Source organism: Xanthomonas sp. DAR33341 (genome assembly GCF_003992815.1).
Lineage (GTDB): Bacteria > Pseudomonadota > Gammaproteobacteria > Xanthomonadales > Xanthomonadaceae > Xanthomonas > Xanthomonas cissicola.
Genome location: NZ_QEYV01000028.1, coordinates 153,368 through 163,943 on the forward strand (window position 1 = coordinate 153,368; position 10,576 = coordinate 163,943).

Here is a 10,576-nt window from a genome sequence, read left to right on the forward strand (position 1 = left end):
AGCTTTTGCCATTCCCGATTCCCGATTCCCGATTCCCGATTCCCATGACGTTATCCGGCAAAACCCTGTTCATCACCGGTGCCTCGCGCGGGATTGGCTTGGCGATTGCGCTGCGGGCGGCGCGCGATGGGGCGAATGTGGCGATTGCGGCCAAATCGGCGGTGGCCAATCCCAAATTGCCTGGCACCATCCATAGCGCGGCCACGGCGGTGACTGCGGCCGGTGGGCAGGCGCTGGCGCTCAAGTGCGACATCCGCGAAGAAGATCAGGTGCGTGCGGCAGTGGCGGCAACGGTCGATGCGTTCGGCGGGATCGACATTCTGGTCAACAACGCCAGTGCGATCTGGTTGCGCGGCGCGCTCGGCACGCCGATGAAGCGCTTCGATCTGATGCAGCAGGTCAACGCGCGCGGCAGTTTTCTGTGCGCGCAGGCGTGCCTGCCGCACCTGCTGCAGGCGGCCAATCCGCACATTCTCACCTTGGCCCCGCCGCCGTCGTTGAACCCCGCTTGGTGGGGCGCGCACACCGGCTACACGCTGGCCAAGATGGGCATGAGTCTGGTCACCCTGGGGCTGGCGGCGGAATTCGGCCCGCAAGGCGTAGCGATCAATGCATTGTGGCCGCGTACCGTCATTGCCACTGACGCCATCAACATGCTTGCCGGCGTGGACGCCGCGGCCTGCCGTCGGCCGGAGATCATGGCCGACGCCGCGCATGCGGTGCTGACGCGCGCCGCGGCCGGGTTTTACGGGCAGTTCCTGATCGATGATGAGGTCTTGGCCCAGGCCGGCGTCACCGATTTGCGCGGCTATGCGATGGATCCATCGCGCGCGCTGTTGCCGGATCTGTTTCTGGACTGAGAGCGGTTAACCACAAGGCGAACAGTTGTCGTGAGCGTGGACGGCATGCTGGAACCGCAGTGTACGCGTGGCACACGCGCTACCGAGCAACGGCCGCGTCCGCCTGGCGGCGGCGCCGTGGTGTTGGCTGCTCCAGTGCCTCAGCCGTTACCTAGCTCCGGCAGTGGCTCGGCGCATTGCCGGCAATAACGTGCGTCGACCGCGTGGCCTTCCAGCCCGCAGCGCGCGCAGTTGCGCGCATCGCGTTTGCCGGTGTGGCCACCTTCGCGCAATGAGCTGGCCAGTTCGGCGGTATAGATGCCGGTGGGCACGGCGATGATGCTGTAGCCGATCAGGATCAGTGCCGAGGTGACGAAGCGCCCAAGTGTGGTCTGCGGCACCAGATCGCCGAAGCCCACCGTGGCCATGGTGACGATCGCCCAGTACATGCTGGTGGGGATGCTGGTGAAGCCGTGCTGCGGGCCTTCGATGATGTACATCGTGGCGCCGGCGATCACGGTGATGGTGAGCACGGTGAACAGGAACACCAATACCTTGCGACGGCTACGCCACAGCGCATCCAGCAATTGCCCGCTTTCTTCGATGTAGCGGGTGAGCTTGAGAATGCGGAACAGCCGCAGGATGCGCAGTACGCGCACCACCAACAGCGTCTGCGCGCCGGGCACGAAGAACGAGAGATAGCTGGGCAGGATCGACAGCAAATCGATCACGCCCCACACGCTGAGCGCGTAATGCAGCGGGCGCCGCACCACGGACAGACGCAGCGCGTATTCGATGGTGAAGATCACCGTGAACGCCCATTCCAGCGGCACCAGCCAGTCCGCGGCATGCGAATGGATGCGCGGCACGCTGTCGATCATGATCACCACCACGCTCGCCAGGATCGCGACCACCAGCATCAGGTCGAAATTGCGCGAGGGGCGGGTGTCGTGGCGGTAGATGATGTCGAACCACTGCCGGCGCCAGCCATCGTCGGTGGCGGCAGTGAGTTGCGGATCGGAGAAGGGGCGCATGCGCGCATTGTGCCGCAGACCGGCGAATGCGCGAGAATGCCGCTTCTCCCTCCGCTTCTGCGACCATCCTCATGAGCACCGCTGCCGATTCGCCCCTGTCCCTCGCGCACTACTACCTGCCGGTATACCGCCCGCGCCAGGTGGTGCTGGAGCGCGGCCAGGGCAGCCGCGTGTGGGACGATGCGGGGCGTGAGTATCTGGATCTGTCGTCGGGCATCGCGGTGAGCGGGCTCGGCCATAACGATCCCGATCTGGTGGCTGCGCTCACCGAGCAGGCCGGCAAGCTGTGGCACACCAGTAACGTGTTTTTCAGCGCGCCGCCGCTGAAACTGGCCGAAGAATTGGTGAGCGCCTCGCGTTTCGCGCACAAGGTGTTCCTGTGCAATTCCGGCACCGAGGCCAACGAGGCGGCGATCAAGCTGGTGCGCAAGTGGGCCAGCAGCCAGGGCCGTCCGGCCGACAAGCGCGTCATCGTCACCTTCGGCGGCAGTTTCCATGGCCGCACGCTGGCATCGGTCACCGCCACCGCGCAGCCCAAGTACCAGGAAGGCTACGAGCCGCTGCCGGGTGGATTTCGCTATGTGGATTTCAACGACGTCGCGGCGCTGGAAGCGGCGATGGCCGGCGGCGATGTGGCGGCGGTGATGGTCGAGCCGATCCAGGGCGAGGGTGGCGTGATGCCGGCCGCGCCGGGTTTCCTGAGCCGCGTGCGCGCGCTGTGCGACCAGCACGATGCGTTGCTGGTGCTGGACGAAATCCAATGCGGCATGGGCCGCACCGGCACGCTGTTCGCGCATTGGCAGGAACAGGTGACGCCGGACATCGTGACCCTGGCCAAGGCCTTGGGCGGCGGTTTCCCGATCGGTGCGATGCTGGCCGGGCCCAAGGTGGCGCAGACCATGCAGTTCGGTGCGCACGGCACCACCTTCGGCGGCAACCCGCTGGCCGCGGCAGTGGCGCGCGTGGCGCTGCGCAAGCTGGCCTCGCCGCAGATTGCCGACAACGTGGTGCGGCAATCTGCGGCATTGCGCGCAGGTCTGGAGGCGCTCAACGCCGAGTTCGGCCTGTTTGCGCAGATTCGTGGGCGTGGCTTGATGCTGGGCGCGGTGCTGGCCCCGGAACACGCCGGGCAGGCGGGGGCGATCCTGGATCTGGCGGCCAAGCATGGCCTGCTGCTGCTGCAGGCCGGCCCGGATGTGTTGCGCTTCGTGCCGGCACTGAATCTGACCGATGCCGAACTGGCCGATGGTCTGGCGCGCTTGCGTCTGGCCACTGCCGAGTATGTCGCGCAGCCGTGATGTCCGGCGGTGCTTGCGCGCCCTCTGGCCGGCACTGTGCTGGCTAGAAGTGGGGGGAGATGCGTGGTGTGCGGCATGTAGCGCGCTGACGCAGTGCCCGGTCTTTTAATTGCCTGGATGGGATGGCTGTCTTCCGCCGTACCCTCACCCCCAACCCCTCTCCCGACGGGAGAGGGGCCTGGTTTCATGCAAGTCCGTATCGCTTCAGCACTCGCCGCAACGCGCGGGCGTCGCGCACGGTGTCGGCGTGCAGGCCGGCCGCGCGTGCGCCACGCACGTTGACGAACAGGTCGTCGACAAACAACGTGCGCTCGGCGCGTTGCTCAAGTTGCGCAAGCGCGCGCTGATAGACCGGCACATCCGGTTTGCGGCCGCCCAGTGCACCGCTGCACAGCACGCGGCCCCGCAACAACGGAAATAGCGATGGCACGATCCGCTCGATCGCTTCTGCCATCAGCGGGCCATTATTGGTGAGCACCGCCACCGCCGTAGTCGTCGATACCGCCAGCACCTGTGTCACCACCGACGGGTCGGCGCGGCAGGCCGCCACGCGCGCATCGACCCAGGTAGCGCGATCGATCGGCTGCCCCAGCCCTTCGCTCAACTGCGCCAGATACGCCTGCGTGTCGATCGCACCAGCATCGTAGGCGCGCTCCAGACCCTGCGCGAACAACACCTCATGCACGCGCTGCGGTGAGCAACTCGCCGCTGCTGCAAGAGCGGCCATGCGCCGTGGCCGCGCGTAGTGAGCAAGTACGCCGTCGAAATCCAGCAACAGCAGCGATGGAGGTGCGGGCGACATGTGCGTGCTCGTGCGGTGGCTGCGCAGCGTTATCGATTCGGCGCGGCATGGCAAGCGCGCAAGACCTGCAATGCAAAACATTCGCGCAGGTAGGGGGTTGCGCTACCTATTCAGAGTTTTGAATTCGGCAGCGACCTACCCGCCTGCGCCGCCCCCACCCGCCGTACCAAAGTTGCGGAGCATTCGCGCTGGTTATGGTCACTGCACGCCGCATCCGCGGTATCAGCCGGTCTCGGGGGAGCGCCCGGTCACTCAGCACGCCACACGTCTCCAGGGGTTGATTGCATGCCAAAGTGCTTGAACACCGATCAATTGGCGGCCTCGGTCGCCGACATCCTCGCCACCACCCGCCCGCGCCACGCGCTGGCGTCCATGACCTTGCTGCTGGCCGGCGCGCAGAGCTTGCCTGCGCTGGCGCAAGACGCACGCACGCTGGATGCGGTCAGTGTGGTGGGCACCGGCTCCACGCGCACCACGGCGTCCATCTCGGTAGACGAGATCCAGGCGCAGGTGCCCGGGGTAGCGCCACAGCAGCTATTGGCCAGCCTGCCCGGCGTGAACGTGCAGACCACCGACCCGTTCGGGCTGTATGAGTTCGGTGATTCGATGACGATCCGCGGGTTTTCCGCCAACCAGATCGGCGTGACGTTGGATGGCATTCCGATCGAAACCTTCGACACCCGCGAAGGCGGGCCGATCACCCGTTACGTGTCCAGCGAGAATCTGCTCGATGTCACGGTGTCGGCTGGTTCGGGTGACGTCACCCAGCCGTCGTATCACGCGTTGGGCGGTGCGATCCGTTACACCAGCCTGCCACCGAAGGGCGGCGACAGCTGGAGCGGCAATCTCACCCAGACCATTGGGTCGGACGATCTGGTACGCAGCTTCGTGCGCCTGGACACCCCGGACTGGTGGGAGGGCGGCCCCAGCGCTTATCTGTCCGCCTCGCGCACGCAAGGCGGGGTGTGGGACATGGAGCCGGCCACGCAAAAGAGCGACCACTTCGAAGCCAAGATTCGCCAGGCCTGGGATGCAGGCAGCCTGACATTGGGCTGGATCTACAACAACCGCAAAGACTACGACGTGCAGTCGTACAACTCCGACGGTTCGGTGTCCTGGGATCTGCATGAGCGCATCACCGGCAACCCGGAAGTGGATGCCGAGCACTACAGCGAATGGCAGAACGGGCGACGCGATTCCTTGCTCAGCCTGCACGGCGATTTTCTGTTCAACGATGCGATCGGCTTCACCTTTACCGGCTATTACGAAAACAAGCATGGGTATGGCGTCGGCGGCACGCCGCCGAGCACGGCGACGGGCTTGTACAACGATGCCATCGCCGGCACACCGGGGCGCACCGATATCGCCATCAACGATCCGCAGATCGTCGATGCCAACGGCAATGTCACCCACGTCGGTGCGATGACGCGGCGCGAGGAAATCATGGGCGGCGATCGCTATGGCCTCACAACGTCGGTATCGTGGGAGACCGAGCACAACAAACTCGAAGTCGGTGCGTGGTACGAAAACTACGATTTCGATCAGGTGCGCCCGCTGTACAACCTGGATCCGGCCACCGGCGCATTGCTCAAAAGCGCGCTGCCGATCGTGATCTACTACGACAACCACTTCTCCACCGAAGTGAAGCAGCTCTACATCAAGGACACGCTGCGCCTGCTCGACGACCGGCTCACGATGGAATTCGGCGCCAAGGGGCTGGATGTCAAACGCGACTACAACGGCATCGCCAATCTCGACGACTTCAATGTCGGCATACGCCGCGATGTCACCATCAAGAACAGCGATTGGTTCCAGCCGCAGGTCGGCGCCAGCTTCCAGCTCGCCGAGGGTGTGCAGGTGTTCGCCAACTACGCGGAAAACTTCAGCTCGGCGCCGCGGCTGGCGCTGACCTCGGGTGCATTCAACCCGGATATCGCACCGGAAGAATCCACCAACATCGATATCGGCATCCGTGCCGAATCCACGCAGTGGAGCGGCTATCTCGCCGCCTACAAGATCGATTACGAAAACCGCATCATCGCGCTCACGGACCCGGACCCGCTGGTGGTCGCGCCCACCGTCTACGCCAACGTCGGCGACGTGCAGACCTACGGCGCGGAAGTCTCCGGCATGTGGAAGCCGGCCCCGGGCTGGCGGTTGGGCGCATCGCTGACCTGGAACAAGTCCGAATTCCAGGACAACTATTTCGGCCCGGTCAGCGGCAACCTGGTGCAGGTGGAAGGTAACGAAGTGCCGGATGCGCCGAAGGTCATGTTCAGCATCAACGGCGGTTGGGAAGGCGCGCATTTCTTCGCCAACCTCGATACCAAATACACCGGCAAGCGCTATGGCGACACGCTCAATACCGATCGGGTGGATGCCACCTTCATCGTCAACGGCAGCGTCGGGTATCAGGGCGGGGACAGCGGGTTTCTTGCCGGTGGCCGGTTGCAGCTGTCGGTCTACAACCTGTTCGACAAGGACGATGCGATCGGTGCGGTGTTTCCCAACGAAAGCTCCGGTTCGTATCAGTTGATCGCACCGCGCCAGCTGTTCGCCAGTCTGGCGTACACGTTCTGAGGTGCAGCCGCGGCCGGCAAGGTTGCCGGCCGCGTGCGTTGGTCCATGACATGCAGGGGACGTGCGTTGATGCAAGGCAATCACACGGGAGCGATGACGCGGCGGCAATTGCTGGCGCGCATCGGCATGACCGCCGGCGGCGCAATGATGTATCAGGCGATGAGCAGCCTGGGCATGGCGGCCGAATCCACCTTCAAAGGGCCGCTGCAACTGGATGGCGACCCCAAGGGGACGTCGGTCTTGATCCTCGGTGCCGGGCTGGCCGGGATGAGCGCGGCGTTCGAGTTGCGCAAGGCCGGTTACCGCGTGCAACTGCTCGAATACAACGACCGCCCCGGTGGCCGTAACTGGACCCTGCGCGGTGGCGACCGCTATGCCGAGCTAGGCGGGGCCACGCAGCATTGCCAGTTCGACGACGGGCTGTACCTCAATCCAGGGCCATGGCGCATTCCGCATCACCACAAGGCGGTGTTGAGCTACTGCAAGCAGTTCGGCGTGGCGCTGGAAGCGTTCAATCAGGTCAATTACAACGCGCTGCTGCACAGCCAGAAAGGCTTCGGCGGCAAACCGCAGCGCTTTCGCGCCATCGACGCCGATTACAAGGGCCATGTGTCCGAGTTGCTGGCCAAGTGCACGCAGCAACACGCCCTGGACGCGGCCGTCAGCCGCGAGGATCAGGAGCTGCTGCTGGAATCTCTGCGCACCTGGGGCGCGCTCGACCAGAAGTTCGGGTACGTCAAAGGCAAGGACAGCAGCGAGCGGCGTGGGTTTGCGCGCTATCCCGGTGGCGGCTTGTCGGGCAGGCCGGAATTCTCCGATCCTTTCAGCGTGCAGGACGTGCTGCGCTCACGCCTGTGGACCACACTGGCGGCTGGCAACAACTACGAAATGCAGACCACCATGTTCCAGCCGGTGGGAGGCATGGACCAGATCGGCAAGGCATTCGCGCATCAACTGGGGAATGCCATCACCTATAACGCCAAGGTCACTAAGATCGATCAGGACGGCAGCGGCGTGCGCGTGTCCTGGCAGGATGCGGCGCGTGGCGGCGAAGAACGCCTCGCCAGTGCGGATTGGTGCATCTGCACCATTCCGTTGTCGGTGCTCAGCCGCATACCGGTCACTGCCAGCGATGCGATGACCACGGCGATCGGCAAGGTGCCGTACGCGGCATCGGTGAAAGTGGGCCTGCAATTCAAGCGCCGTTTCTGGGAAGAAGACGAAGCGATCTACGGCGGCATCAGTTACACCGATCTGCCGATCACCTTGATCAGTTATCCCAGCACCAACTACCACAGCTCGGGCAAAGGCGTGCTGCTCGGTGCCTATGTCTGGGGGCTGGACGCCTACCAGTTCACCGCGATGCCCCCGGAGCAGCGCGTGCGTAAAGCGGTGGAGTACGGCACCCAGTTGCATCGGCAGTATCCGCGCGAATTCGAAAACGGCATTGCGGTCGGCTGGCACCGCGTGCCGTTCACGCATGGCTGCTTCGGCATGTGGAGCGAGCAGGCGCGCGCCGAGCATTACGAACCGCTGTGCCAGATCGACGGCCGCCTGGCGCTGGCCGGCGAGCACGTGTCGTACATCCCGGCCTGGCAGGAGGGTGCCATCCTGTCGGCACACGATGTGGTTGGCCGCCTGCATCGCAAGGTCATTGCCCAGGGAGCGCGCGCATGAGTCTGCTGCCAAGAGCGTGCGGCGCCACGGTTGCGCTCGCCATTCTCGCCTTGTTGCTGCCGCCCAACGTGCGCGATGCGCAGGCGCAGAGTTCCGATGCCACGCAGTTGTTTCCGCAGCAAGGCTTCGCCAAGGCCTCCGGTCAGGACGTTTACCAGGCCATCTGCCAGGGCTGCCATATGCCGGCCGGCCGTGGCGCGCAAGGTGCCGGCGACTATCCTGCGCTTGCCGGCAACCCCAAGCTGGCTGCCGGCCCGTACGTGACCATGATGGTGCTCGACGGCCACGCGGGGATGCCGGGTTTCGCCGACATGCTCGACGACCGCCAGGTGGCCGAAGTGGTGAGCTATGTGCGCACGCACTTCGGTAACGACTATGCCGAGCGCGTGACCATCGACGACGTCAAATCGCTCCGCCGCTGATCTTCTCTCCTACAAGGAATTGCCATGCCACGTTCCATCACGACCGTTCTTAGCGCCGCAGTAGTGTGGGCTGCCAGTCTCGGTGCCGCGCACGCCGCCGAGGTGATCCGCCACAAGATTCCCAACAGCGATTTCCCAATTGCTGCTGCGGTGGAAATTCCAGCCGGCAAGGCCACGGTGTATGTCAGCGGCAAGGTGCCGGCGGTGATCGATACCAATGCGCCCAAGGATTCCGCTGCTGCCTATGGCGATACCAAGGCGCAAACGGTGAGCGTGTTGAACCAGATCAAGCAGCAGCTAACCACGCTGGGGTTGGGCATGGGCGATGTGGTGAAGATGCAGGTGTTTCTGGTCGGCGATCCGGCGATGGGCGGCAAGATGGATTTCAACGGCTTCATGGAAGGGTATCGCCAGTTCTTCGGCACCAAGGAGCAACCCAATCTGCCAGCGCGCTCGGCATTCCAGATCGCGGCATTGGGTAACCCGCTGTACCGGGTCGAGATCGAAGTTGTTGCCGTGCGTCCCTGAGTCCGCGTCTTCATCCTGCTGGAGTTTGTCATGAACACTGCTCTTTCGCGCCGCACGTTTCTACGCGACTCCGCGCTGTTTGCCGGCGCCGCCGGTGCCGCCAGCTTGCCGCTGCTGGCCAGCGCCATCGAACGCTCCACTGCCATTGCGCCCACGCCGGCAACGGCGCTGACACCGGTAATGATCGACTCCAATGAATTTCCGGATGGACCGTCGGCTGCCGCAGTAAGGGCCATCGCGCAGATCGCACCGCAAGGCGGGAGGTATCTGCGCCAGGTACAGATGGAATTGATGACCACCCTGGCTGCCGAGCTTAAGCTGCCGGTGGATCATCTGATGGCGTACGCCGGGTCCACCGAACCGCTCGACTACACGATGCTGGCATTCACTTCGCCCAGCGCCGCGTTGGTCACTGCCGACCCCACCTACGAATCCGGCTGGCGTGCGGCAACCCGCAATGGCGCGCGCTTGATCAAGGTGCCGCTGCGCAAGGATTTTTCGCACGATGTACAGGCCATGTGCGCGGCCGATGCCAACGCGGGCGTCATCTACATCTGCAACCCCAACAATCCCACCGGCTCGGTCACCGCACGCAAGGACTTGGACTACGCATTGGCGCACAAGCCCAAAGGCAGCGTGTTGGTGGTGGATGAGGCGTATATCCACTTCGCGCAAAGCACGCGCAGCATGGTCGACATGGTTGCCGCAGGCGAAGACGTGGTGGTGTTGCGCACGTTTTCCAAACTCTATGGCATGGCCGGCATCCGCCTGGGCTATGCGGCCGCGCGCCCGGACCTGCTGGCCAAGCTGAAGTTCTACAGCGTCAACAGCTTGCCGGTCACCGCCGCCGCTGCCGGGCTGGCCAGCCTGCGCGATCCTGCACTGGTGCCGCAACGGCGCGCGCGTACCGCCGCTACCCGCACGGATGTGATGGACTTTCTCGCGCGTCAGGGCTATGCGTGCACTGCCTCGGAGAGCAATTGCTTTATGGTCGATGTGAAGCGCCCCGCGGCTGGCTTCAAGGACGATATGGCCACCCATGGCGTGTTCATCGGTCGCAGCTGGCCGGTGTGGCCCACCTGGTCGCGCATTACCGTGGGCACCGACGCGGAGATGGCGCGCTTCAAACACGCGTTCGTGCAGGTGGTTGCCGGTAACCGCGGCCCGCTGCCGGCGCCGGGCGTGGCGACTGCAGCGGCCGATCCGATGGATGCATTTTTCCGTTACGCCTAGAGCGTGTTATGCACTTTGAGATGAGATGCGTTGCCCGCGCCGCACCGCTGACGGGCAACCCTCCGGGAAGCGCCCTGTGGCGCGCCGAGACCGCGTTGCGCGCCTTGCCCAAGCGGCCAGCCTGGGCCGCAGCGCACGCCTTGTCTCGACGCGCCACAGGACG

General features: G+C 64.6%; 9 protein-coding genes and 1 other RNA gene. 7 read left to right on the top strand and 3 right to left on the bottom strand.

Features of this window, described 5'->3' with window-relative positions:
* Window positions 1-44: 44 nt before the first annotated feature.
* Complete coding sequence (locus EO156_RS13695) at window positions 45-860, top strand: NAD(P)-dependent oxidoreductase (RefSeq protein WP_005911974.1); 816 nt, start codon at window positions 45-47, stop codon at window positions 858-860.
* Between the two features lie 4 nt (window positions 861-864).
* Here EO156_RS13695 and EO156_RS13700 read toward each other — a convergent pair.
* Window positions 865-936: non-coding RNA, sX9 sRNA (locus EO156_RS13700), on the bottom strand.
* A gap of 64 nt (window positions 937-1,000) precedes the next feature.
* Window positions 1,001-1,873 carry an ion transporter gene (locus EO156_RS13705; RefSeq protein ID WP_011052272.1) on the bottom strand — a complete coding sequence of 291 codons (873 nt, stop codon included), beginning with the start codon at window positions 1,871-1,873 and terminating at the stop codon, window positions 1,001-1,003.
* A gap of 71 nt (window positions 1,874-1,944) precedes the next feature.
* On the opposite strand from EO156_RS13705, the gene EO156_RS13710 reads away from it, so the two are divergent.
* Entirely contained in the window at window positions 1,945-3,171 is a 1,227-nt protein-coding gene (locus EO156_RS13710) for an acetylornithine transaminase (protein ID WP_016851065.1), read from the top strand.
* Window positions 3,172-3,355: 184 nt separating this feature from the next.
* On the opposite strand, the gene EO156_RS13715 is transcribed toward EO156_RS13710, so the two are convergent.
* The gene (locus EO156_RS13715) at window positions 3,356-3,973 is read right to left on the bottom strand and encodes an HAD-IA family hydrolase (RefSeq protein ID WP_016851066.1); all 618 of its coding nucleotides are present in this window, start codon (window positions 3,971-3,973) and stop codon (window positions 3,356-3,358) included.
* 297 nt (window positions 3,974-4,270) lie between these two features.
* Here EO156_RS13715 and EO156_RS13720 point away from each other — a divergent pair, with 297 nt between their 5' ends.
* The 5 genes from EO156_RS13720 (at window position 4,271) to EO156_RS13740 (ending at window position 10,413) form a co-directional block, all read left to right on the top strand.
* Complete coding sequence (locus EO156_RS13720) at window positions 4,271-6,553, top strand: TonB-dependent receptor (protein WP_016851067.1); 2,283 nt, start codon at window positions 4,271-4,273, stop codon at window positions 6,551-6,553.
* A 69-nt stretch (window positions 6,554-6,622) separates the two neighbouring features.
* On the top strand, window positions 6,623-8,230 hold the full coding sequence (locus EO156_RS13725) for a flavin monoamine oxidase family protein (RefSeq protein WP_016851068.1): 1,608 nt from the start codon (window positions 6,623-6,625) through the stop codon (window positions 8,228-8,230).
* Complete coding sequence (locus EO156_RS13730; protein WP_003486090.1) at window positions 8,227-8,652, top strand: cytochrome c; 426 nt, start codon at window positions 8,227-8,229, stop codon at window positions 8,650-8,652. Before EO156_RS13725 ends, EO156_RS13730 begins: the two co-directional genes overlap by 4 nt.
* A gap of 24 nt (window positions 8,653-8,676) precedes the next feature.
* Window positions 8,677-9,180, top strand: a complete 504-nt coding sequence (locus tag EO156_RS13735; protein ID WP_016851069.1) for a RidA family protein — start codon at window positions 8,677-8,679, stop codon at window positions 9,178-9,180.
* A 30-nt stretch (window positions 9,181-9,210) separates the two neighbouring features.
* Window positions 9,211-10,413: a pyridoxal phosphate-dependent aminotransferase gene (locus EO156_RS13740; RefSeq protein WP_016851070.1), complete on the top strand. Its 1,203-nt coding sequence runs from the start codon at window positions 9,211-9,213 to the stop codon at window positions 10,411-10,413.
* Window positions 10,414-10,576 lie beyond the last annotated feature (163 nt).

Bases quoted from the DNA above. Each gene is read 5' to 3' on its own strand.
- EO156_RS13695 (WP_005911974.1), top strand. From the start codon at position 45: ATGACGTTATCCGGCAAAACCCTGTTCATCACCGGTGCCTCGCGCGGG.
- EO156_RS13705 (WP_011052272.1), bottom strand. From the start codon at position 1,873: ATGCGCCCCTTCTCCGATCCGCAACTCACTGCCGCCACCGACGATGGC.
- EO156_RS13710 (WP_016851065.1), top strand. From the start codon at position 1,945: ATGAGCACCGCTGCCGATTCGCCCCTGTCCCTCGCGCACTACTACCTG.
- EO156_RS13715 (WP_016851066.1), bottom strand. From the start codon at position 3,973: ATGTCGCCCGCACCTCCATCGCTGCTGTTGCTGGATTTCGACGGCGTA.
- EO156_RS13725 (WP_016851068.1), top strand. From the start codon at position 6,623: ATGCAAGGCAATCACACGGGAGCGATGACGCGGCGGCAATTGCTGGCG.
- EO156_RS13730 (WP_003486090.1), top strand. From the start codon at position 8,227: ATGAGTCTGCTGCCAAGAGCGTGCGGCGCCACGGTTGCGCTCGCCATT.
- EO156_RS13735 (WP_016851069.1), top strand. From the start codon at position 8,677: ATGCCACGTTCCATCACGACCGTTCTTAGCGCCGCAGTAGTGTGGGCT.
- EO156_RS13740 (WP_016851070.1), top strand. From the start codon at position 9,211: ATGAACACTGCTCTTTCGCGCCGCACGTTTCTACGCGACTCCGCGCTG.